The organism is Aristaeella lactis, assembly GCF_018118585.1.
Lineage (GTDB): Bacteria > Bacillota > Clostridia > Christensenellales > Aristaeellaceae > Aristaeella > Aristaeella lactis.
Genome location: NZ_CP069421.1, coordinates 708855 through 732867, shown reverse-complemented (window position 1 = coordinate 732867; position 24013 = coordinate 708855). Strand labels below are relative to the sequence as shown.

Annotated in this window: 21 protein-coding genes and 1 tRNA gene; 2 read left to right on the top strand and 20 right to left on the bottom strand. The window is 53.4% G+C overall.

What is annotated here, in order from left to right:
* Positions 1–2 precede the first annotated feature (2 nt).
* Positions 3–299 (bottom strand): YerC/YecD family TrpR-related protein, encoded by a 297-nt coding sequence (locus JYE50_RS03450; protein WP_084094468.1) that lies wholly within the window; start codon positions 297–299, stop codon positions 3–5.
* A 210-nt stretch (positions 300–509) separates the two neighbouring features.
* Between JYE50_RS03450 and JYE50_RS03445 the strand changes: the two genes are divergently transcribed.
* The gene (locus JYE50_RS03445) at positions 510–2594 is read left to right on the top strand and encodes a glutamine synthetase III family protein (RefSeq protein ID WP_084094466.1); all 2085 of its coding nucleotides are present in this window, start codon (positions 510–512) and stop codon (positions 2592–2594) included.
* A gap of 101 nt (positions 2595–2695) precedes the next feature.
* On the opposite strand, the gene JYE50_RS03440 is transcribed toward JYE50_RS03445, so the two are convergent.
* Genes JYE50_RS03440 through glmM form a run of 4 tightly spaced genes read right to left on the bottom strand, consistent with a single transcriptional unit; the run spans position 2696 to position 6360 of the window.
* Positions 2696–3514 carry an MBL fold metallo-hydrolase gene (locus JYE50_RS03440; RefSeq protein ID WP_084094464.1) on the bottom strand — a complete coding sequence of 273 codons (819 nt, stop codon included), beginning with the start codon at positions 3512–3514 and terminating at the stop codon, positions 2696–2698.
* A gap of 57 nt (positions 3515–3571) precedes the next feature.
* Entirely contained in the window at positions 3572–4303 is a 732-nt protein-coding gene (locus tag JYE50_RS03435; protein ID WP_179138187.1) for a glucosamine-6-phosphate deaminase, read from the bottom strand.
* Between the two features lie 33 nt (positions 4304–4336).
* Positions 4337–4996, bottom strand: coding sequence for an acyltransferase (locus JYE50_RS03430; RefSeq protein WP_084094459.1), 660 nt, complete (start codon positions 4994–4996; stop codon positions 4337–4339).
* On the bottom strand, positions 4996–6360 hold the full coding sequence (gene glmM / locus JYE50_RS03425) for a phosphoglucosamine mutase (RefSeq protein ID WP_084094458.1): 1365 nt from the start codon (positions 6358–6360) through the stop codon (positions 4996–4998). Before glmM ends, JYE50_RS03430 begins: the two co-directional genes overlap by 1 nt.
* Positions 6361–6631: 271 nt before the next feature.
* On the opposite strand from glmM, the gene JYE50_RS03420 reads away from it, so the two are divergent.
* On the top strand, positions 6632–8587 hold the full coding sequence (locus JYE50_RS03420; protein WP_084094456.1) for a hypothetical protein: 1956 nt from the start codon (positions 6632–6634) through the stop codon (positions 8585–8587).
* Between the two features lie 58 nt (positions 8588–8645).
* Here the strand turns inward: JYE50_RS03420 and JYE50_RS03415 are convergent.
* The 15 genes from JYE50_RS03415 to priA all read right to left on the bottom strand — a co-directional run bounded on the left by JYE50_RS03415 (position 8646) and on the right by priA (position 23943).
* Positions 8646–8730: transfer RNA gene (locus JYE50_RS03415), tRNA-Leu, on the bottom strand.
* A 52-nt stretch (positions 8731–8782) separates the two neighbouring features.
* On the bottom strand, positions 8783–9502 hold the full coding sequence (rsmG, locus tag JYE50_RS03410; protein ID WP_084094454.1) for a 16S rRNA (guanine(527)-N(7))-methyltransferase RsmG: 720 nt from the start codon (positions 9500–9502) through the stop codon (positions 8783–8785).
* A 3-nt stretch (positions 9503–9505) separates the two neighbouring features.
* A complete protein-coding gene (locus tag JYE50_RS03405) occupies positions 9506–10138 on the bottom strand; it encodes a YdcF family protein (RefSeq protein ID WP_084094452.1) in 633 nt (210 codons plus the stop codon).
* A 3-nt stretch (positions 10139–10141) separates the two neighbouring features.
* Positions 10142–10843, bottom strand: coding sequence for a JAB domain-containing protein (locus JYE50_RS03400; RefSeq protein ID WP_084094450.1), 702 nt, complete (start codon positions 10841–10843; stop codon positions 10142–10144).
* Positions 10844–10846: 3 nt separating this feature from the next.
* Complete coding sequence (locus JYE50_RS03395) at positions 10847–11983, bottom strand: phosphonoacetaldehyde reductase (protein ID WP_084094448.1); 1137 nt, start codon at positions 11981–11983, stop codon at positions 10847–10849.
* A 24-nt stretch (positions 11984–12007) separates the two neighbouring features.
* Positions 12008–13360: a tRNA uridine-5-carboxymethylaminomethyl(34) synthesis GTPase MnmE gene (mnmE, locus tag JYE50_RS03390; protein WP_084094447.1), complete on the bottom strand. Its 1353-nt coding sequence runs from the start codon at positions 13358–13360 to the stop codon at positions 12008–12010.
* A gap of 26 nt (positions 13361–13386) precedes the next feature.
* The gene (gene rpe, locus JYE50_RS03385) at positions 13387–14034 is read right to left on the bottom strand and encodes a ribulose-phosphate 3-epimerase (protein WP_283399139.1); all 648 of its coding nucleotides are present in this window, start codon (positions 14032–14034) and stop codon (positions 13387–13389) included.
* On the bottom strand, positions 14027–14938 hold the full coding sequence (gene rsgA / locus JYE50_RS03380) for a ribosome small subunit-dependent GTPase A (RefSeq protein WP_179138186.1): 912 nt from the start codon (positions 14936–14938) through the stop codon (positions 14027–14029). Before rsgA ends, rpe begins: the two co-directional genes overlap by 8 nt.
* A 19-nt stretch (positions 14939–14957) precedes the next feature.
* Positions 14958–16841 (bottom strand): Stk1 family PASTA domain-containing Ser/Thr kinase, encoded by a 1884-nt coding sequence (gene pknB / locus JYE50_RS03375; RefSeq protein WP_084094444.1) that lies wholly within the window; start codon positions 16839–16841, stop codon positions 14958–14960.
* Entirely contained in the window at positions 16838–17776 is a 939-nt protein-coding gene (locus tag JYE50_RS03370) for a Stp1/IreP family PP2C-type Ser/Thr phosphatase (protein ID WP_084094442.1), read from the bottom strand. The genes pknB and JYE50_RS03370 overlap by 4 nt, the downstream gene beginning before the upstream one ends.
* Positions 17763–18827 carry a dual-specificity RNA methyltransferase RlmN gene (rlmN, locus tag JYE50_RS03365; RefSeq protein WP_084094440.1) on the bottom strand — a complete coding sequence of 355 codons (1065 nt, stop codon included), beginning with the start codon at positions 18825–18827 and terminating at the stop codon, positions 17763–17765. Before rlmN ends, JYE50_RS03370 begins: the two co-directional genes overlap by 14 nt.
* On the bottom strand, positions 18820–20175 hold the full coding sequence (rsmB, locus tag JYE50_RS03360) for a 16S rRNA (cytosine(967)-C(5))-methyltransferase RsmB (RefSeq protein WP_084094438.1): 1356 nt from the start codon (positions 20173–20175) through the stop codon (positions 18820–18822). Before rsmB ends, rlmN begins: the two co-directional genes overlap by 8 nt.
* The gene (gene fmt, locus JYE50_RS03355) at positions 20176–21108 is read right to left on the bottom strand and encodes a methionyl-tRNA formyltransferase (protein ID WP_084094436.1); all 933 of its coding nucleotides are present in this window, start codon (positions 21106–21108) and stop codon (positions 20176–20178) included.
* Entirely contained in the window at positions 21108–21605 is a 498-nt protein-coding gene (gene def / locus JYE50_RS03350) for a peptide deformylase (protein ID WP_084094434.1), read from the bottom strand. The genes fmt and def overlap by 1 nt, the downstream gene beginning before the upstream one ends.
* A 100-nt stretch (positions 21606–21705) precedes the next feature.
* Positions 21706–23943, bottom strand: a complete 2238-nt coding sequence (gene priA / locus JYE50_RS03345) for a replication restart helicase PriA (protein WP_179138185.1) — start codon at positions 23941–23943, stop codon at positions 21706–21708.
* Between the last annotated feature and the right edge of the window lie 70 nt (positions 23944–24013).

The window sequence follows — 24013 nt, the reverse complement described above, 5'->3', positions numbered from 1 at the left end:
GCTTATTTTTTCTCTCCCATTGCATCAAGAACACGGCGGTAGCCGTCCGCTCCGTATGAAAGAGAGCGGTTGACCCTGGAGATGGTGGCGCTGGACGCGCCTGTCTCTTCCGCGATCTTCTGGTAGGTTTCCTTCCTGTCAAGCAGGTAGGCCACTTCCAGCCTCTGGCTGATGCTCTTGATCTCGGGAATCGTACAGATATCCTCAAAGAAGCGGTAGGCATCTTCCTCGCTTTCCAGCGTAAGGATTGCTTTCATCAGCAGATCGGTCTGACTGTTTCTGATTTTTGGTTCAAACATAACGTCACTTCCCGCTCAATTTCACACTTTAGCGTGCGACTATATGATACCATAAAATGGGACAAAAAAATATGTATTAATTGTTACGTTTTTCCGGTCTCTTTCCGGCTGTGCACCATATGGCTCTGTTTCTTGAAAATAAACCCTTGACACGCTTCCGTATCTCTTCTAAACTGACATGTATTATTGATGATGAAAGGTGGGATTCCGATGGCGTTTGTGGAAGAGAATTTCGGTATCAATGTGTTTAATGATTCCGTTATGCGCCAGCGTCTTCCCCGGGAGACATACAAAGCCCTCCATAAAACAATTGATGACGGACGCCGTCTGGATCCCCAGCTTGCCAGCATTGTGGCAAACGCCATGAAAGACTGGGCTGTTGAGCGCGGCGCAACACATTATACCCACTGGTTCCAGCCCTTGAATTCCGTCACCGCGGAAAAGCACGACGCTTTCATTACGCCCGTGGACGGCGGCCGCGTGATCCAGGAGTTCTCCGGCAAGGAACTGGTCCGCGGCGAAGCGGACGCTTCCTCCCTGCCCAGCGGCGGCCTGCGCTCCACTTTTGAGGCTCGCGGCTACACTGCCTGGGATCCGACTTCCTATGCCTTCATCAAGGAGCACGTCCTGTGCATCCCCACGGCATACTGCTCCTATGGCGGCGAAGCCCTGGACAAGAAGACTCCCCTGCTCCGCTCCATGGAAGCGCTCAACAAACAGGCTGTCCGCATCCTGAAACTCTTCGGCCGGCTGGATGCCACGCGCGTCACACCCACCGTCGGTCCTGAGCAGGAGTATTTCCTGATTGAAAAAGAACTGTATGACAAGCGCAGCGACCTGATTTTCGCCGGCCGCACGCTCTTTGGCGCACCTGCCCCCAAGGGACAGGAGCTGGGCGATCACTTCTTCGGCACAATCAAGACCCGGGTCCAGGCGTTCATGACAGAGCTGAATGAAGAACTCTGGAAGGTCGGCGTCCTGGCCAAGACCGAGCATAATGAGACCGCCCCGGCCCAGCATGAGATGGCGCCTATCCATTCCATCGTCAACGTGGCCTGCGACCACAACCAGCTGACCATGGAGATCATGAAGAAGGTTGCCCGCCGACACGGTCTCCACTGTCTCCTGTCCGAGAAGCCTTTCGCCGGCGTCAACGGCAGCGGCAAGCATAACAACTGGTCCATGTCCACCAACACCGGCTACAATCTGCTGGAGCCCGGCGACAGTCCCCATGAAAGCGCTCAGTTCCTGCTCTTCCTGACCTCGGTCATCAAAGCCGTGGACGATTATCAGGATCTGCTCCGCGCCTCTGTGGCTTCCGCAGGCAACGACCACCGTCTGGGCGGCTGCGAAGCTCCGCCCGCCATCATCAGCATCTTCCTCGGGGACGAGCTCACCGAGATCCTGGAAGCCCTGGAAACCGGTTCCATCTATAACGGCCGTGAGAAGACCGATATGACCATCGGCGTCCATATGCTGCCCAAGTTCCCGAAGGACACCACTGACCGGAACAGGACCTCTCCTTTCGCCTTCACCGGCAACAAATTTGAGTTCCGCTCCCTGGGCTCCTCCGATTCCATTTCCGATGCCAACGTGGTCCTGAACACCATCGTGGCCGAAAGCCTGCGCCAGTTCGCTGACGAGCTGGAAAACGCGTCGGATTTCCGTTCCGCGCTTCACGATCTGATCGTCAGGACAATTCATGATCATAAGCGGATTATTTTCAATGGGAACAATTATACTGACGAATGGGTAAAGGAAGCCGAAAGACGCGGACTTTGCAGGCTTGATTCTTCCGTGGACGCCCTGCCCTGCTATACCGACGAAAAGAACATCCGCCTCTTTGAGACCCACAAGGTCCTTTCAGAATCCGAACTTCGTTCCCGCCGGGATATCGGCCTGGATTCCTACGCCAAGATCATTGCCATCGAAGCCAACACCATGATCATGATGGCCCGTCGCCAGATCCTGCCCGCGGTGCTGCGTTTCACCGGTGATATGGCTGCGGCCTCCCGGAACATCCGGGAAATCGGCGCGGAGTGCGCCAGCGGTCCGGCACTGGTGTCCACCCTCAGTGCCACAGTGGATCAGCTGAACAGCGACCTTCTGCGGCTTGAAACCGTCATCCGGGAGCGCCCCGCCGGAGACGATCCCCTTTCTGATGCCCGCTATATGCACGATACCGTGCTGCCCGCCATGGCGGATCTCCGGAAGTCAGCCGATACCCTCGAGACCCTCACGGACCGGAGCTATTGGCCGTTCCCGACCTACGATGAGCTCCTCTTCAGCATCTGATTTTCATAAAACATAAACCCGCTTCGCTTTCAATTCATCGAAGCGGGTTTATTTGTATCGTTTTTTTCAGTATAAAACTTTGAATTATTCATGATGCATGTTTATCTGATCTTTCGAAGATCAAATAAAAGCACCCATCCTTCCGGATCCTTCACAATCTGGTGTGTATCGATAGGCGCACCCATATCCACCGCCGGTGCCGCTTTCATCCGTTCATCCGTCATGTACTCCAGGAAGGCTTTCAGCTCTTTTCCGTCACGGGCCTTTGGCTGATGTGAACAGATCACTGTTTTGATTTCCGGTCCGTCGTCTTCCAGCACCCGGATCAGCGTCTTCATATTCTCCCGCCATCCGGAAGCGTCCATGGAAGTCGGGAACCACATCCAGGTGCAGGGATTCCAGTCATCTCCGGTGAGCAGCAGTCCCCGTGCCGGTATGAAAACCACAATGCTTCCGGGTGTATGGCCCGGCACAAGGATAACACGGATTTTCAGGCCGCCCAGGTCCTCTTCCAGGCTGTCAAAAGTCCCGGTTTTTCCGTTGAAGCATATTGCCTCCGGCAGGCTGATGTTCGCAATCATGAAATCGTCCGGTACCGGCACATCCTGTCCTTCCGCCTGCTTCATGACCTTCCTGCGCTGTCCCTCACCGGTCCTTTCCCGGAATTCGTCCATGTCCGCTTCGCCCATCAAGGTCTGCCCAAACCACCTGGCACCCAGCACATGGTCATGGTGTCCGTGGGACAGGTATACCTTCACCGGCTTGTCCGTCAGCGTTCTCACATACGCCTGCACATCTTCCATCCCGTATCCGGTATCAAACAGGATTGCGCGCTTGTCTCCCTCGATCAGTGTAAAGCAGACGCCCATGGCGTCCTGAATGTGTTTCACGCCCGGGGCGATTTCGGTAAAATGAAACATGTTTCCTCCTGAAAAAAGGGACAGCCGCTTATGCAGCTGTCCCCTGTGCTGTTAGTCTTATCCCTTGTATCCGATTTCGTCCGCCAGTTTTTTCTCGATGACAACGGTGGCGTCCCGATGGAGCCGCATGAAGGTGCAGGGGCATTTCGGGTCGATCTTGTCTTCGATCAGCAGCTTGGTGGCTGCTTCCTGCTTGTTGCCGCTGATGATCATGATCAGGCGCTTCGCCCGCATGATGTTGCCCATGCCCATGGTCACAGCGTGGGTCGGCACGTCTTCCTTGCTCGCGAAGAACCGCTTGTTGGCTTCGATGGTGGAATCATCCAGCGTCTCCTCATGCGCGCCGTCGTACAGGGTTTCACCGGGCTCGTTGAAGCCGAGGTGGCCGTCCGGGCCGACGCCCAGCACCTGGATCTCGATTTCGGTCCTGTCCAGAATGTCGTTGAACTCCTTCAGGTTCGCGGCCACGTCGCCGGTTCCCTTGGCGACATACGTGTTCGCCTTGTCAATGTTGATATGATCGAACAGGTTGTCGTTCATGAAGTAACGGTAGCTCTGGTCATGGGTGCCGTCCAGGCCCACATACTCGTCCAGGTTGACGCTGTGGATCTTGCTGAAATCCAGGCCTTCCTCCCTGCAGCGGCGGGCCAGTTCCTTATACATGCCCACAGGGCTGGAACCGGTGGCAAGACCCAGCGTGCATTCCGGGTTCTCCCGTACGATCTTCTCGATAATGTCCGCTGCCTTGCGGGCGCCGTCTTCATAGTCCTTCGCGATGATAACCTTCATAGTCATTTCCCCCTTGAAATGATTTTTATATTTTTATTTCTTGGCAACAACAGTACCGTTGTTCTTCCAGATGCTCTTTTCCGGAATGGTTCCGCGCACGCAGGATGTCGGGTACACGTTGGAATCCCGTCCGATGACCGTACCGGGATTCAGCACGCTGTTGCAGCCCACTTCGACGCGGTCGCCGAGCATGGCGCCGATCTTTTTCCGGCCAGTCTCGATCTTCTCGTCTCCGCACTTCACCGTCACCAGCAGCTTGTCGCTCTTGACGTTGGAAGTGATGGATCCGGCACCCATGTGGCTCTTGTAGCCCAGGATGCTGTCACCCACATAATTGTAATGCGGCACCTGAACGTTGTCAAAGAGAATCACGTTCTTCAGCTCGGTGCTGTTGCCCACCACGCAGTGGTCACCCACCAGTGCGCTGCCGCGGACGAAGGCACCGGGGCGCACTTCGGTCTCATGGCCGATAATCGCGGGCGCGCCGATATAGTTGTTCGGATAGATCTTCGCGTCCTTTGCGATCCAGACATTCTCGCTGACTTCGTCATATTCATCCTTCGGCAGGGTCTTGCCCAGCTCGATGATGAAATCCTTGATCTTGTCCAGCGCTTCCCAGGGGTATTCGGTGTTCTCCAGGATCGGAGCCGCCTTGCTGTGGCTCAGGTCAAACAGATCTTTCGTTTTCAGCATTACTTCTTCACCTCAATCAGATGTCCGCTTTCTTTCATGGCGTTGATAATATAATCCACATTTTTCTCGCACTCTTCTGTGCTGGTAGCCTCGCTCATCACACGAAGGACAGGTTCCGTACCGCTCTTGCGCAGCAGCACGCGTCCCGTATCACCAAGCTGTTCCGTGCAATGGTTGACTGCATCCATAACAGCCTGTTCAGCCAGTGTTCCGTCCTTATCATCCACAACCACATTTTTCAGCACCTGCGGATACATCTTGCAGGGCTCGGCCAGGATGGAAAGGGGCAGCTGTGTATCAATCATCACTTCCATCAGCATGATGGCTGTGATCAGGCCGTCACCTGTACGGGCATGCTTGCGGAAAATAATATGTCCGCTCTGCTCTCCGCCGATCAGGTGGTTGTACGCTTTCATGTTTTCATAGACATACCTGTCGCCCACAGCAGTCTTCTCATAATTGATTCCGGCGCTGTCCAGGGCTTTGTACAGTCCGAAATTGCTCATGATGGTTGTAACGACTGTGTTGCTTGGCAGCTGTCCCTTGCTCTTGAGGTATTTGGCGCAGATATACATGATTTTATCACCGTTAACCTCATTGCCGTTTTCATCCACAGACAGGCAGCGGTCAGCATCGCCGTCAAAGGCAAAACCGACATCCAGCTTGTTTTCCTTCACATACTCCTTCAGGGATTCGATATGGGTGCTGCCGCAGTTTTTATTGATGTTCAGTCCGTCAGGCTTATTGTGGATCACATAGGTCTTTGCGCCGAGCGCGTTGAATACGGCAGGTCCGATCATCCAGCTGCTGCCGTTGGAGCAGTCCAGCGCCACTTTATGATCATCAAACGGACGGGTCGCCAGGTTGGTCAGGTAGCCGATATACCGGTTGCGGCCGGTATAAAAGTCAACCGTACAGCCGATCCGGTCTTCCGCTGCGAAAGGAATCTCTTCGGTCTTGCCGTCGATGTAATCCTCGATGGCGTCCTGAAGATCATCATCCATTTTTTCGCCTTTACCGTTCATCAGTTTGATACCGTTGTCATAGAATGCGTTATGGCTGGCGGAGATCATAACGCCGCAGTCAAAATCCTCTGTCCGCGTAATATAACTGACGCACGGGGTCGTAGTGACATGCAGCAGATACGCGTCTGCCCCGGAAGAAGTAATACCGGCAGCCAGGGCGCTTTCATACATATAGGAGGAACGGCGCGTGTCCTTGCCGATCACGATCCTGGCCTTGTCATCCAGGTGCTTTTTGCCGTAATACCATCCCAGGTACCGTCCGGTTTTAAAAGCGTGCTCCGCAGTCAGTACCACGCCCGCTTTTCCGCGAAATCCGTCTGTTCCGAAGTATCTTCCCATATTTATCCTCCTTTTTCCTTTTCCTGTACAGCCCGAAAAATTGCATGGTTTACTCAAAAATCAGATGTATTATAACGTCTTATTTTCTGATTGTCAATACAGGATATGGTAGATGTGCGGCATTCACTCTACAAATAATGCATTCTGTCCTTTTTCTTTCCTCTGTTTCCTTGTTTGACTTTCTGTTTGCTCGTGTGCCATAATAATGCCAACATATCATTTATTCGCTGTTTTTCTGAATGTCACTCGCCTGTCATGGAGGTTTTTTCTGATGAAAAAAGGCTTTTCCTTTACGCTCATCGCGATGCTGATTGTGCTGTCAGTCGTCCTGGGCGTTCTTTATCTGTCTAACAATCAGGAAAAAAGCCGTAAAATTGAGGCGCTCACCGCTGAACTTGATGACAGGGACCGGATGATTCAGGATTTGAATGAAGATACTGCCGGTCTTTCCTCTGAAGTCAGCTCCCTGGAGCAGAAACTGGTTGAAAAGGATGTCCGGCTCGCAGAGCTGGATGGACAGATCAGGGCGCTCAGTTCCGATATCACTTCCAGGGATGAACAGATTCAGGCCCTCAGCTCAGACATCACCTCCAGGGATGAACAGATTACCTCCCTTACAGATCAGCTCAGCACACAGGCGGCAGCAATCGACGAATACTCAGATTCCATTGATGAAAAATCAGCCAGAATCCTCTCGATGTCTGAAGAAGCTGAACAGAAAGACAAGCTGATCAATGAACTGAACAACAGCCTTTCAGGGAAAAGTGCACAGATTGATGCCCTGAATGCGGATCTGGAATCAAAAAACGCCGAAATACTTGATTTAACAGAAAAAATAAACAGTAAAAACACACAGCTTGAATCCCTTTCCGCTTTGATTTCCAGCCAGCCCGAAAACACTGAAACAGACGGTAATGATCCTGCTGTTTCAGAGGAACGCATCCGGGAACTGGAAGACCTTCTCAAAAAAAATAACGCTGTCATTGCGGAACTCGAAACATCTCTTGCTGATAAAAACCGCGAGATTGCAGAACTTCAGAAAACTGTTTCTGCCGAAACCGCGCATGAAACAAATTCCGATGAAGATCCGTTACCGGCTGCACAGGTTTCTGCTCCTGTCAGTGAGCAGGAAAACACAGCTGTTCCTGAAACAGATCCGCATCCTGCCCGTATTGCCGAGCTGGAATCCCAGGTTTCCGGACTCGAATCCGAAAACGCATCGCTGACAGCTTCCCTTGCTGAAAAAGCAGCTGAACTTGATAAGCTGTCTTCTGAAGTGTCAGCTTCTTCCAGCCGGATCAGCAAACTGGAAGCTGTCCTTTCCGAAAAGGATGAACAGATCCTCAGTCTCTCCGGAGACTGTACCGATAAGGAAACGCGCATCCGGGAACTGGAAGCCGGTCTTAAGGACAGCACGGATACAGCTTCATCCCTGAGGGAAAAAACAGACATCTTGTCCGAACAGGTATCCGTCCTGACAAAAGACCTATCCGCGAAAGAAGCACAGATTCAGGAGCTTCAGGAAAAGCTGGGCAGACAGACCGAACTGGCCTTTTCCCTGCAGACAGATCTGTCTGAAAAGGAGGAACAGATCCTTCAGCTTTCAGCGGATCTGGCCCTGAATAATGAGAAAATCGAAACGCTTGAAGCGGACGTCACACACAGGGATTCACGCATCGAAGACCTGAATAATGAGGTCACCAGCAGGGATAATACCATCCAGTCCCTTTCCGATGACCTTTCGGATAAAAACGACGAGGTGAACCAGCTTAAGGAAGATATCCTCAGCACCTCCGGCGAAAGTGAACGGCTGAAAACCGGTATCAGCACCAGGGATGAAATGATCACTTCCCTGAAGGCGGAAAACTCTTCCCTTGAAGAGCAGCAGCTGGTATACTCCGAAAGAATCGAAGATCTTCAGAATCTTTTCATCGACACTTTTGTTTCCTCCTCGGGCAATTCCCTCTCCCTTTCGGAAGGCAGCGGAATACAGGTGATCAAAAGGTTCAGGATCAGGGATACAGACAGTCCGAATGTTCATAAAACGGCATCCCTTTCCTCCCGTGTGATCGGGCACGCGAAAGCTTCCGTTGAATATGAGGTGCTTGATATAGCTCCCAACGGCATGTACAAAATCAAACTGGAAAACGGAAAGGAAGGCTGGATTCATCCCACTGTCGGAACGCTGAAGATTCTGGAGTTTGACTTTGACCAGGTTGCGCCGTAAGGATCATATCATCGGTATATAAAAACAAAAAAGCAGTGTGCCGGGCACACTGCTTTTTTGGTGCGGTTGGCGGGACTCGAACCCGCACGCTTTATGGGCAGGGGATTTTAAGTCCCCGGTGTCTGCCATTCCACCACAACCGCATTGCGGATAGTATACCATCCGAAAGAAATAAGCGTCAAGATATCATTCCTGTTACAGGCCAAGCGGTTTGTTTTTCGGCGTTCCTGCTTTCCTCGGATACTGACCGGATGTATGCTGTACTTTCCGGATCGGAAGGATCATGTGATCCCAGTCCCGCCCGTACACTGTGCTTTTGAACGGCATTTCCAGCCGTCCTCCCAGCAGGTGCGCTGCTTTTCTTCCCGCTTCGGTTTCCTCTTTCAGGGCAGGTCCTTTCCAGCACAGGGCGCAGCCTTCCAGCTTCACATAGGGAAGCAGATACTCGCACAGCACATTCAGCGGAGCGACGGCTCTCGCTGCCGCTATATCGAACTTTTCCCGCAGTTCATCTTTCCGTGCGCCATCCTCCGCCCGGGCGTGAACAAGGGTAACATTCGCGGCACCGGCGGCTTCCGCGACCGCTTTCAGGAAAGAAAGGCGTTTTTGCTGGGCATCAAGCAGTGTGACCCTGATTTCCGGGCAGGCAAGCGCCAGAACCATACCGGGAAAACCCGCTCCGGTACCCACATCGATCAGCTGCATACCGTCCCTGATCAGACCTGTCCTGAGCACCGTCAGGCTGTCTATAAAATGCTTGTCAACTGTCTCCTCATCCTCCGTAACAGCCGTCAGGTCCATCCTGCTGTTCCAGTCGTTCAGCAGGGACAGATAGATATTCAGTTTTTCCGGAAGGTCCTCGCTGAACGGAATTTCATTCTGTTCAAGGCTTAACCTGATTCGTGCTGTCTCCATATCTCACTCCAATGGCAGATGCAGGTATTTTACGCCCCAGTATTTACACCATGATAATACTTCCCGTGCATGATTTTTGAGCCAGTATTCCGGTTTACACGGACTGCCCATTCCGCATGCTTCAAATCCAAGGTCCTGTGCCAGTGCCATGGCGCGGGGAATATGATAATCGCTTGTAACGATCAGCACCTTTTGGATTTTCTGTCTTTCTTTCAGCAGGGCCGCGGCATTTTTGAGATTCTGGCTTGTATTGAAGGAATCAGGATCCGTCAGGATATCCTGTTCCGGGATTCCTTTCTCCATAAGGTACGTCTTCATGGCTTCCGCTTCCGGCACAGGTTCATCCTTGCCCTGTGCGCCGCAGACGACCACAGGTACATTTTTCTGTGCGTAGGCGTCATAAGCTGTATCCAGGCGCAATGCAAGCTGAACATTGGGAGTACCGTCACGCTTCACCTGGGCACCGAGAACAATAATCGCGTCATATTTGTCAGCATCCGGCACGTCAGTCGGCACGCTCCTTTCACGAATACATACGTAGGCAAAGATCCCAACGTAGGCCAGGACCGCCGCTGCGGCCAGCAGGATAAAAACTTTGATAATCCGGGGTATGGAACGCTTTCTTTTTTCAGTCATCTTTTATTTTCCCTTTATTCTGTAATCAATATCTCCGTGCTGGATCATACTGTATGTCCTGTCTCCCGCAACGATAATATGGTCCAGGAGGAGAATGCCTACACCGTTCAGCATCCGCTGAAGCTGCAGTGTGGATGCGATATCCTCCGGGGACGGCGCGCATGTGCCGCCTGGATGATTGTGGCACAGCAGCACACTGTGCGCGTTGTAGTTAAGCGCGGTCTCCAGGACCATCCTGGGATAGGCTGAGACTTCGCTCAGTGATCCTTCGGATATTTTCCTGCGTCCAAGTACATTGCACTTGGCATTCAGCGAAACGACATAAAAACGCTCGGTACGCTCCCCTGCCAGAATGGACAGGCAGTAGTCCTCTGCTTCCCTGCTGTTTCCGATTCTGTCAGGGACAGTCATCGCGCAGCGATGCCATACCCTTGTCAGGGGCACAACCATACTGATCAGCGTTGCCTGCTGCTGCCCGATGCCATGAACTGTCATCAGCTGTTCCGGCCTGGCTTCCAGAACGCCTTTCAGGCTTCCGAACCTGTCCAGCAGCTCATGGGCCAGCGGATTGGTATCGCTCCGGGTATTGGCATAATACAGCAGAAGTTCCAGGATCTGGTGATCCTCGAAGTTTTCAAAACCCTTGTCATGGATAAAGCGCGCCCTCATTTTTTCACGATGGCCGGCATGAATGTTTTCATCCATTCTTTATCCCCTCCCGTAGTATCTCCAGATATCCAGGCAGGCCAGCTTTTCATTCTCCCTCAGGGGAGTCATGGCCCTGCGGTACGCGGTTTTGATTTCATCTTTTGTCATTGTCACCGGATGATTGTTCAGCCTTTCCACATTCACGGATCCGGCCAGTTCATCCAGTGTTTCTTCATCAGGTACAGGCGGGATATCCATTTCCAGATCATACAGAATACCCTTCAGCAGTTTGGGAGCCATTCTCATGTCCCCCAGTCTCATTTTTTCACTGATATCCCGCAGGGTATCCTGCATTTCCTCCTTTTCCTGCATCATCTCCCACAGGGTGGGCAGGGTGATCATGCAGGCATGTCCATGCGCAAGCCCCATCCTTTTGGTCAGCATATAGGACATGGCATGGGCGGCTGTTGTCCTTGTAATCTGGATGGCTTTACCGCTCTGGTAGCTGGCATCCAGCATTTCTTCCGCGGCGTGTGGATCCCCGTTCAGATAGTTTTTCAGGTTATCCAGCACACCGATGATCGCCAGATAGGCATGAACCCTGCTGTCATCGTTTGCTCCCCTGCTCCAGTAGCTCTCAATTCCCTGCGCCAGCGCGTCCAGCGCACAGGATTTCTTATGATACAGGGGAAGGGAGTCCAGCAGAGACGCGTCAAGGATGACGCCGTCCGGTTTCAGCATTTCATGGTTCAGGCTTACTTTGATCCCGTTCACGTAGGCCACGGCAATCTGGGTTGCTTCAGATCCCGTTCCGGCTGTTCCGGGAACGGCGATATGCGGGCAGGCATCTGTGCCTCTGAGACGGCTGTGAATAATATCATCCTCGCAGGCCGCGTTGAGACGGGCCTTGATGGCTTTCGCCGTGTCAATGCTTGATCCGCCTCCGACAGAGATCAGACCGTCACAGTTTTCCCTGATATAGACTGCCGCGCCCTTTTCTGTGTCCGCAAGATCCGGATTGGCATGAAAATCCGAGTATACCGGGGATGAAAGGAGCCACGGATTCTTCTTCATCAGCAAACCCGTCAGGGGTTCCATCCCCACGATCATCGGTTTACGGATCCCCAGTTTCCCGGTCATTTCCTGCAGCCGTTTCAGTGAATCCCTGCCCCGTATTACCTTCTGATAGCCAGCCATATAGCGGTTCCTCCGGTTGTTTGTTTATTTTCCGACACAAAACTGGGCGAATATCCTGTCAAGCAGTTTCTCATCCGCGCTGTCTCCTGTGATCTCGCTCAATGCCGCCTGCGCTTCCTGCAGGTCCGTTGAAGCCACGTCAGGGGTATAACGATCCAGCGTGATCATCGCGTCTTTCAGATGCTGAACGGCGCGTTTCACCGCGTCCAGATGCCTGGGTTGTGTCAGGGCCAGCTGGTCAGAGATCTCAACATAGCCGGCAAGATACTCACGGAGCTGTTTCATGCTTTCGGGGTCTTTCGCCGAAACGGTGATGCAGTACACATCAGGCCTTACTGCGTGAATGGTTTCTTCTGAAACAGCCTGGGGCAGGTCCGTTTTATTGATGACTACTGCTCCTTTTCCGCTGAAATGTTCCAGCAGCTCCCTGTCATCGCTGTTCAGCTTTTCCGTACCGTCCAGAATAAGCAGCGTGGCATCCGCCTCCCGGCGTGCTTTCTCGCTGCGTTCCACACCGATCTTTTCAACAGGATCCTCTGTTTCCCTGATGCCGGCTGTATCAGTAAGAATAATCCTGAATCCGTTGATACTCATCTCGCCCGATACTGTATCCCGTGTTGTTCCCGGGATATTGGTCACAATCGCGCGGTCTTCCCCCAGGAGCGCGTTCAGGATACTGCTTTTCCCGACATTCGGTCTGCCGATCAGGGCCACCTGAAGACCCTGGTAGATCAGGCGGCTTGCGTGTTCGTCAACTGCCTTTTCCAGGTCAGAGATGAGTTTCTCAAGGCCCTGTTTCAGCATTCCGGCGCCTTCCTCATCGCTGATCTCCTCCGGGTAGTCTATACAGGCTGCCAGTCCCGCCTGAAGGCCGTACAGCTCATCCGCAAAAGAACGCACAAAGGAGGATGCTCCCCCGTTCAGTTGTCTTACAGCTGCTTTATGAGCCTGTTCTCCGCCGGCTGAGATCATGTCCATCACAGCTTCCGCCCGGCTGAGGTCAATCCGCCCGTTCATAAACGCCCGTCGTGTGAACTCTCCGGCATCCGCCAGCCTTGCGCCTTCCTTCAGGCACAGTTCCAGGGCACGGTGAACCACATACCGCCCGCCGTGCAGCTGAATTTCCGCAACGTCTTCACGGGTATAGCTGCGCGGAGCGCGCATAAGGACGGCCATACACTCGTCCAGGACCTCAGGACCGTCTGTGAGCCAGCCGTACGTCAGCTTATGTGACTCCATTCTGGTTTGTTCCCTGCCGGCGGGTTTGAACACCCGGCACAGAATCTTTTCGGCTTCGGGTCCGCTCATCCGGATGATACCGATCCCGCCCGATCCCGGTGCGGTGGCAATTGCGGCAATTGTATCTTGTCTGATCATGTCCCTTTACCAGCGCTCACAGGCGCTTACAGTTCGTTTTTGATCCCGTGCAGTCTCCTGATGCATTCCGCCATATCTTTCTGTCCGAACAGAGCCGTTCCCATCACAGCCACGGAAAGTCCGTTCATGACCAGCATCTCAAGATTATCTTCCCGGATGCCTCCGTCCGCTTCTATTTCCCCTGTGTATCCGGCATCCTTCAGGCCGCGTATTTTGCTGATCACGCGGGGATCAAGCTTCTGTCCTCCAAAGCCGGGCTCAACCGTCATCATCAATACCAGGTCTGTCAGTTCCAGATACGGATGAACAGCCTCAAGCGGCGTTCCCGGTTTCAGGGCCAGACCCGCCATGCGTCCGCGCTTGCGGATTCCGGCAAGGAGAGCAGTAATATCCGAGTCTGCTTCGGCATGGATGGTCAGGCAGGAAGCACCGGCATCCAGGAAGGCATCCACCATGGTTTCCGGATGATCCATCATGAGATGTACGTCCAGCGGAAGCTGTGTCACCTGGCTCAGCCTTCGTACAGTATCAGCGGAATAGGCCAGGTTCGGAACGAAATGGGCGTCCATCACATCCACATGAATCCAGTCACATCCTGCCTTTTCCGCCGTCCGCACATCCCTTTCCAGGTTCAGCGGATCAGCCGCAAGAATGCTTGGTGCAATCTTAATCATATCGTCCCCTCCATATTTCCCTGGCTTCAGCGAGAAGGATCCTGTATCGTTTCAGTCTTTCCGGGCTGATTTCACCTTTATTCGCCGCTTCTTCCACAGCACATCCGGGTTCCCTGTCATGCAGGCATGCGTCAAACCTGCATTTCCCTTCATAGGGTTCAAATTCCGGATAACGGTCTTTCAGGCTTGCGGGATCTAGTTCCTTTTCAGCCTCAAGAAGATTGAAACCAGCTGTATCCATCACCCGGATTCCGTTTTTTTCAATCAGTTCCGTATGCCTGGTGGTGTTTTTACCTCTTTCAATTTTCCTGGATATATCTCCCGTTTCCAGTTCAAGTCCCAGCAGGGCATTGAGCAGGGTGCTTTTCCCTGCGCCGCTTTGTCCGGTAAAGCAGCTGAGCTTCCGGTCTGCCAGTGTCTTTCTCAGGGTTTCCAGGCCGGTCCCGTCCTTTGCGCTTACGGAGATAACAGGAATACCCGCAGTCCGGTATTCTGTTTCAATTTGTTTCGGCAGTTCCGGATCCAGGTCATGTTTTGTCACCACAACAAGCACATCCATTCCCTGGCTGTTAGCCCTGGATATCTGACGGTCCACCAGGATCATGTCCGGTTTGGGAACCGGGGCAATCACGATTACAAGCCTTGTGACATTGGCCACAGGCGGCCTCAGGCACTCTGTGCTGCGGGGAAGGATCTGCTCCAGCCAGCCGTGTTCTTCTCCCTGTCCGGGAGAAAACAGCACTTCATCCCCGACCATGGGAGTAATCCTCTCATGCCTGAATTTCTTCTTGCACCGTACGGTATATTCACGGAGGTTCTCGTCCCTTATGGTGTAAAAACCGCCGATTCCCCGTACCAGTGTGCCGCGTATCAGGTCAAGGTCTTCTGTCTGTTTCTCTGTCATATTCCTGTCTTCATCCATTTTATTCCCATAATCCGAATGTATCTGTCAGCACCCCGTTCTGATAGATCCTGCATGTATAGGCCCTGTCATCCGGGATATTGAAGCTAACCGGCTGTATCCTTTCCTGGTCCGGCGGATATACGTATTCGCACGCTTCATATTCCACATCAGATCCGTCAGCCTGGAGTGTTATGCGAAGCGTAATACTCTCCTCCGATTCTTCAAGGTTTACGGTAAGCATTTTTTCCGCCCTGTCCGTCGGATATCTGTATACGCGCAGGGAAACATCGGTATTCAGCTGAACGTCAATATTGCCGGCAGGTGACTGTTCCATGATGATGCCGTGTTCCTTCGCGTTTCTGGTATCAGTATAGTCCAGAACCGGATTGATCCTGAGCCCGTTCTGTTTCAGGAGTTCCTCGGCTTCTGCCAGTTTCATATTCACCATATCCGGAACTTTGGTTTTTCCGCCGCTGAAGTCAAGATATACGATCGTATCCTTGTTTGCCTTTTCTCCGAATGCCGGTGACTGGGAAACAATCGTCCCTTCAGCGCTGTCGCTCATAACCGATTTGAGTGAAGGAATAAGCCCGATACTCCGGATAATCGCGGCCGCTTCTTCGTTATCCTTTCCTATGAGGTCAGGCAGCTGGATCTGGGTAGGTCCGCTGGAAACAGAAAGCATAACGGTATCGCCTTTCCGCTTCACGGTGTTTTCCTTCGGGTTCTGCATAAAGACAGTATTGGCCTTCACATTGTCATTGATATAATACTGCTCTATGTATTTAAACCCTTCCCTGGTCAGCAGCTCCTTGGCATCCTCAACGTCCAGGTCTTTGACGTTCGGTACCGTGGCAGTGGTCACAACCTGCCTGAACACAGCCCGTGCGCCAAAGTACAGACCCGCGCACAGCAGGAGGCCCAGCAGCACTGTGAGAATGATTTTCCCCGTCTTTCCCCGATGAACGTTTTCCGTACGGTTTCGGCCGGTATCGCTCATCTGCTTTCTGTTTTCTTCCCTGATCTGCGGTTTAGGCTGCTGTACGGCAGTAAACTCTTTTTCCGGATAAACCGGTCTTTCCGGTCTGTTTTCAAGCGCTGCCCGGATATCCGCGGCCATATCCCTCGCCGTCTGGTACCGCTGGGCCGGGTTCTTTTCCATGGCTTTCATGCACACACGCACCAAAGCGGGAGGCACATCCGGCGCAAGGTTCTGGATGGGGATTGGTGTGGCGTGCAGGTGCTGCATGGCGACAGCCACCGGATTGTCCCCGTCATAGGGCACCCTGCCTGTCAGCATCTCATACAGTACGATACCGGTGGAATAGATATCGCTTGTGGCATTGGCTCCCTCTCCCCTTGCCTGTTCGGGAGAGAAGTAATGAACTGAGCCCATGACATTGTCGCCTTTTGTCAGCGTTGAGCTGTTCGCGATACGGGCAATGCCGAAATCGGCGACCTTGATATGTCCGTCAGCATGAACCAGGATGTTCTGCGGCTTAATATCCCTGTGTACAATGCCGTTCCGGTGCGCATGTTCCAGCGCGCTGAGGATACGTATGGCGATCTGGCCGGCCAGTGCAGGGCTCAGCTTACCCCTCTCCTGGATAACACTCTTCAGCGTTTTTCCCTGTACATATTCCATGACCAGGTAACGGTTGTCACCGTCCATACCCACATCCAGCAGATTGACGATATTGTGATGGGTCATTTTGCTGGCAGCCTCAGCCTCCCGCTGGAAACGGCTGATAAATTCAGTATCTTCGTTATACTCAGGACGAAGCACTTTAACCGCCACATTATGTCCGGTTCTCAGGTCAACCGCCCGGTAAACGATCGCCATGCCGCCCATACCGATCTGTTCAGTCAGCCTGTAGCGGTTTGCCAGGATTTTTTCTTTCACGGACAATTCACCTCCTCGGAGGAATCTACGTCCGCGGAAGAATCAGCTTTATTTTCCGCCTCTTCCGTATTTTTGTCCTCTGGTTCAGAATCATCCGTATCATCCTGCAGCAGGATCAGGGAAATGTTATCCTTTCCCCCGCCGTTGAGAGCTGCCTGAAGCATTTTATCCGCTGCTTCATCCAGGTCCTCAGTCTTCATCAGCTCAATAAGTTCATCACCGAACACAGTTCCGTGAAGCCCGTCAGAACAGATCAGCCAGCGGTCACCCTTTTTACGGTCATGTACAGACAGGTCAACTTCTATCAGCGTTTCTGTACCGACTGCCCTTGTAATATAATTGCGCATCGGATGGCACGCTGCCTGTTCCTCTGTCAGGACACCTTTTCGCACCATATCCGCAACCATGGAATGGTCATTCGTAACCTGCGTCAGTTCACTGTCCCGCAGCAGATAAGCGCGGCTGTCACCCACCTGGCCGATAATCATCTCTTTTTCCTTCGGCCAGAGAACGGTCAGCGTAGTCCCCATTCCTGAAAGGGATGCGTCGTTTTTCTGGCGTTCCCACAGCTCCGTGTTGACTTTCTGCACTGCTTTTTCAAGGGTCTGAACGTCCGGTTCCGCATCCTTCGTCTCCCGAAGCAGTCCATCCCTCAATCCTGCGGAAGCAATCTCCCCGCCTTTATGTCCACCCATGCCGTCAGCGACACCCACAAGGCCGTTTCCCAGGATCACGGCATCCTGATTGTTCTTCCTGAGCTTTCCGACGTCAGTACGCCAGGCATAGCGAAGCTGGCCCTGCGCGGAGGTAAAACCTGCGGACATTTCCGTATTCACCTGGACCTGTTCCTTTTCATTCTCCGGAGCTTTCGGTGTTTCACGCTCAATTCCCCGCATCCTTTGGATCACGGTCCCCTTCAGGTTAAACTTGCGCATCTTTTTCTGATTCTCCCTCTGAGCTTTTGATTGTTTTCCTGCGCAGCTGTCCGCAGGCTCCTTCTATATCGTCACCCATTTCCCGCCTTCGTGTGGCGGAAATATGATTATCCTGCAGGATCTTCAGGAACTTCTGGACGTTTTTCTCCGTAACGCCCCTCATATCCCTTTCCTCCACGATGTTCAGCGGAATCAGGTTCACATGGCACTGCATTCCCCGCAGGAGGGCAGACAGTTCCTTTGCCTGTTCTTCACCGGCATTGACGCCGTCAGACAGCGCGTATTCGAATATGACCCGCCGTCCTGTTTTCCGGATATAGTTCCTGCAGGCTTCCATGATCTCGCTGATGGACCAGGTATAGGCGATAGGCATTGTTTCACGCCGGATCTCATCATTCGGAGCGTGAAGGGAAACGCACAGGGTCACCGGAAGGTTTTCCTCGGCCAGCGCGTACATTTTCGGCACAATACCGCAGGTGGAAAGTGATACGTTCCTCAGACTGAGCCTGATCCCGTCCTCTTCCCTCAGAAGCTTCAGGAAACGGATCACATTGTCATAATTATCCAGCGGTTCTCCGCTTCCCATCAGCACCACATGACTGACCTTTACGCCTTTCCCGGAAAGGTAGCGGTTGGCACACAGGATTTCCCCCAGCATTTCCCCTGCTGTCAGGTCGCGGACACGCCCTTCCAGTGTGGACGCGCAGAAGCGGCATCCCATCCGGCAGCCTACCTGTGTGGAAATACACAGGCTGACACCGAATTTATAGCGCATCAGCACGCCTTCAACGCAGTTCCCGTCTTTCAGTTCGTACAGGAATTTCACTGTCCCATCCAGGGCGCTTTTCCGTTCAAGACGTATCTTCACAGGCTGGGCTGTGGCTGTCTCTTTCAGCTGTTCCCGGAGGACCTTGGGAAGATTCGTCATCTCATCGAAATCGGCGCTTTGATGGATCCACTGAAAGATCTGCTTTCCGCGGAATGCAGGATACCCCTGTTCCTTCACCCACTCTGTCAGTTCAGCGCAGGTCATCCCGGTCAGTTCAGTCATTTTTTCTCCTCATTCTAATCAGATAAAAGCCTTCCATCCCGTCCCGGTATTCCAGAAGCTGCAGGCCTGTTTTTCTCATCCTGCGGTACTTCTCCGGAATGGTGTCAGGCAGTTCCGTTTCCTCAAACTCAGGATGCCGCGCAAGGAAATCCGCTGCCTGTTTTTCATTTTCTTCCTTTAGGATGGAACAAGTTGAATACACCAGCGTTCCGCCGGGTTTTACGTATTCACAGACCGTATCAAGCAGCCCGGCCTGCAGTTCCGTCAATCCCCTGACGCTGTCTTCGGTCACTCTCAGCTTCAGATCCGGTTTCTGTGACATAAAGCCCAGTCCGGAGCAGGGAGCGTCCAGCAAAACCGCGTCCATCGTCCTGTAAAGATCTTCCCGTTTCTTGGCGGCGTCACGGACCATCGGCCGGATGTTCTCCAGTCCCAGCCTCTGCGCCTGCGCCTCGATCAGTTTCACGCGGTGGTCGTGGATATCCCAGGCCTGTATACGGCCCGTTCCCCCCATCAGTTCCGCCATATAACAGGTTTTCCCGCCGGGAGCCGCGCAGCAGTCAAGGATCTGCTGACCCCGTTTTACATTCATGGCCAGGCACGCAAGCATGCTGCCGCCGCTCTGGATCGAATAGTTCCCTGAAAGATAATCGGCATCCCGGGATATATCCATAGCGCCGCTGATCCGCCAGGCATGCGGAAGGTCAGCTTTTTCCTTTTTCCAGACCTTTCTGGCAAGCAGCTGTTCAAATCCCGTGTCATCAAGCTTCAGAAGGTTGGGCCTCAGCATCCATCCCTCATCATGGTTCCTGAAAGCAAGGATCTTTTCGGCTTCCTCCCCGTAATCATCATATACTCTTTTATAGATCCATTCCGGAACACTGTATTTCAGGGCTGCCGCTTTAACCGGATCCTTTTCCGCGTCGGGTTTGGCAAGTTCGTCTTTTTTTCGCACAAGGTTGCGCAGGATTCCGTTGCATACCCCCTTCAGTCCGGGCATACCCAGTTCCGTGCACAGCTGAACGCAGATATTCGTTGCCGCGCTTTCCGGAATCCGGTCTTCCAGAAGGATCTGGCAGGCTCCCAGCCGCAGGATATTTTTCAGTTTGATATCCGTATCCGGTTTCGCCATGACCTGGCTCAGTGCCCAATCCAGCTGGATCAGGTGATCCAGCGTGTCATATGTCAGCCGGGAAACGAGCCTGCGGTCAGCGCCGGACAGTCCGCAGTTTTTCAGGGCGGCATCGAGTGCCAGTGCCGCGTAGGCACCTTCCTCTGTCACCTGCCTGATCACCTTCAGGGCCGTCCTTCTGGCAGCAATGCCTTCCATGCTTTTCTGCTCTTTCATTTACGCGTCCTCTCTCAGGGATGTTCCTTCCGGAATCCCGTGTCCTCTGAGCCAGTCCTCGGCCTTCATACGTTTGCCGCCCGGCGCCTGTAATTCCAGGATCCTCACAGCACCGGAACCGCAGGCGATCCTCAGGCCGTTTTTCGGATCTGCCGAAATCACGCTCCCCGGTTCACCGCTGCCTTCACAGGTCACCGCCCGCAGCAGTTTCAGCCGTTCGCCCTGTATCGGCACAGTAACACAGGGCCAGGGATTCAGTCCGTTTATTCTTCCCCTGACTGCGTCGTCCTTCATCATGAAGTCAATGATCCCCATCCCTTTGTCAAGCATCGGGTCATAGGTCATTTCCGCCTCGTTCTGAGCATAACGGACCAGTGTGCCGGCTTCGATTTCCTTTACGGTGCGGATCAGCAGTTCTGCGCCGATAACGCTCAGCCTTTCTGTCAGCTCAGCGCAGGTTTCATCACATCCGATCTCCGTTGCTTCCTGCAGCAGCATATCGCCTGTATCGATCCCCGCGTCCATAAACATGGTTGTTACGCCTGCTTTTTCATCTCCGTCCATGATCGCGTGGGCAATGGGCGCGGCCCCGCGGTGTCTGGGCAGCAGGGACGCGTGCACATTGATATTGCCCAGCGGGGGTATGTTCAGAATCTCCTGGCTCAGAATCTGTCCAAATGCTGCGGTCACGCACAGATCCGGTTTCAGGTTCCGCAGGTCTTCCACACCGGTTTTCCGGATTTTTTCCGGCTGGAAAACAGGAATTCCCGCTTCTTCCGCGGCCATTTTCACCGGGCTCGGCGCCGGCTTCTTTCCGCGTCCCTTCGGCCGGTCAGGCTGCGTAAACACACCGGCGATTTCATATCCTTCACGGATCAGTGCCTTCAGGGAAGGCACTGCAAACTCCGGAGTGCCCATAAATACAATTCTCATTATGCGTCATCCTCCGGAATATGCCCATGGATTTCTTCTTCCGTCAGTTCTCTGTCCATCACATCGATATACAGGGTGCCGTCCAGATGATCGAGTTCATGGCAGATTGCCCTGGCCTCAAAGCCTTCTGTCTCTATTTCATAGGTATCTCCGTTCCGGTCCTGGAATCTGGCTTTGATCTTCATAGGCCGGGTCACAACGCCCTGCCTCCCGGGAACGCTCAGGCACCCTTCCCGTCCGGTCTGCTCTCCTTCACGTTCAATGATTTCCGGATTGACCATCTCCAGCAGTCCGCTGTGATCCTCAGTCACATCAACAACAGCTATGCGCCTGAGAATACCAACCTGCGGTGCGGCCAGGCCGACACCTTCAGCTTTGTACATGGTATCTGCCATATCCTTCAGCAGCGTTGCCAGCCTCTTGTCGAATTTCTCCTGCGGTTTGCAGTGCTTCCGCAGCGTTTCATCCCCTAAGGTTACAATCTTTCTGATAGCCATGTTTTGTTCCTCTTCCTGTTTCTCTTATATATTATGACGTTCAGGCACCCGTCCGTCTTCCCGTTCCCGGGTGCGGCAGCCATTGCGGAAATACAGAAGGTCAGATCATCGTGGTCGGGTTGACCTCAAACCATACTTCCGTATCCCCGGCCGGCTCGCGTGCCAGTTCAGTCATGGCGGCGATCATTTCATCCGTTTCCGGCCCGACCAGCAGTTTCATCAGTACGTGGCGGCGGTTTTTACCCCGCAGCACTTTCACCCCGGGTGTATCGTTGGAGACAAGCAGCACCTTTTTCTGCCAGGCAGGATGATTTTCCATCATGTCCCGTATTTCCCGCTCAAGCTGGTCTGCCGTGCGGACCGCTGCTTCTTCGCTCCGGCTTTCTGTCAGGAAACGGACAAGCAGGGTAAAAGGCGGATACAGTCCGCGTCTGCGTCTCCGGAATTCATCTTCAAAGAAAGACCGGTAGTCCTGGGATGCTGCATATCCGATCACAGGATCTTCAGGCTTATAGGTCTGAATGATCACCTTCCCAGGTTTTTCCCCGCGTCCTGCCCGGCCGGCCACCTGCGTCAGCAGCTGGAAGGTCCGCTCCCTGCTTCTGTAATCCGGCAGGTTCAGGGTCATATCCGCCGCGATCACACCAACCAGTGTGACCTGCGGAAAGTCCAGCCCTTTGGCAATCATCTGCGTGCCGATAAGGACCCGTGCGCGTCCGCTCCGGAATTCCTCCAGGATCTTTCCGTGTCCGTCTTTTCCGCCGGTTGTGTCATAATCCATTCTGGCGGTCGGAATACCTGGCAGGAGTTTCGCGACTTCCTCCTCAACTTTTTGTGTCCCGGCCCCGAAATACCGGATATATTTCCCGCCGCATTCCGGACAGGTTTCAGGCGGCCTCATGGCCTGTCCGCAGTAATGGCACCTGAGCATTCCATCGTTGCTCGCCACATGGTAAGTCATGCTGATATCACAGTTCGGGCACTTGACAACATACCCGCAGGACCTGCAGCTGACAAAGGAATTGTATCCCCGCCGGTTCATCAGCAGCATCGCCTGCTCTCCCCGTGTCACACATTCCTTCAGGGTTCTTCTCAACGATGCGCTCAGGACGGTACGGTTGCCGTTTTCCAGTTCCTCCCTCATATCGACGATCTCCACTTCAGGAAGCGGACGATCCTTGACCCTCCTGGGCATCTCCAGGAGCATGTAATCACCTCTCCTGGCCCGGGCAAAACTCAGGATGCTGGGTGTGGCGCTGGCAAGGATCAGGGTGGCATTTTCACGCGCGCACCGGTTCAGGGCGACTTCTCTCGCGTCATACCGCGGATGGTGATCACTCATGTAAGTGCTTTCATGTTCCTCATCCACCACAATCAGTCCCAGATCCCTGGCAGGTGAGAAAACAGCGCTGCGGGCTCCGATCACAACCCGTGCCTCTCCGCGCCGGATCCGACGCCATTCGTCAAACCGTTCTCCCGGACTGAGCCTGGAATGAATAACGGCGGCAACAGGCCCGAACCTTCCCCGGAACCAGGACACCATCTGCGGGGTCAGGGCAATTTCAGGTACAAGAATAATGGCGCTTTTTCCCAGTGTCAGCGTTTCCTGAACAGCAGCCATAAAAACTTCGGTCTTTCCGCTGCCTGTTACGCCATGAAGGAGAAACCTGCCTCCCTTTCCTGTCAGGCAGGGAAGAATCTCATCCAGTGCCTCCCGCTGCCCGGCAGTCAGTGTAAACCCGGGATTCTGAAGGCTTCCAAATGAGCTGCCCGGAACGCGGAGGCTTTCCTCTTCCGACAGCAGGATGATTTCATCCGCTGCAAGTTTCCTGAGCGCTTCACGCGGTTCCTTTACCGCGGAAGCCAGTTCACTGACCATATGGACTTTTCCATCCGCAAGCATCCGCAGGATGGCTGCCCGTTTGGGGCTTCTTTTTTCAGCTTCCGCCATTGCCAGGGCTTTTTCAGCCTGAACATTCAGTACGGCCGTTTTTTCTGTCTTAACGTGAATACGGCCGCCCCGCATCTGTGCCGGCAGCATAAGGCGAAGGGTTTCAGCCAGGGGGCAGTGCGCTTCGAGAGCCATCTGCCCGGCCAGCTCCATCAGTTCAGCCGGAACAGCCGCATAGTCTTCCAGCGGACGGAGGATGTCCTTCACCCTGCTTTCATCAAGATCGCAGGTTTCAGACAGACCAAGGATAATTCCTTCCTTTTCCCGTCTTCCGAAAGGTACGGCCACACGCTGGCCCGGTATAAGTTCCATTTCCTCAGGAATTCTGTAGGTAAAAGGGCTTGCCACGTTCTCGTGCACGATGTCGATGATCACCTGACAATACACCCTTTTCCCTCCTTTTGGGGTAAAATATACCATCTTTTATTATAACTTTTTCATACTCACGTGACAAGCT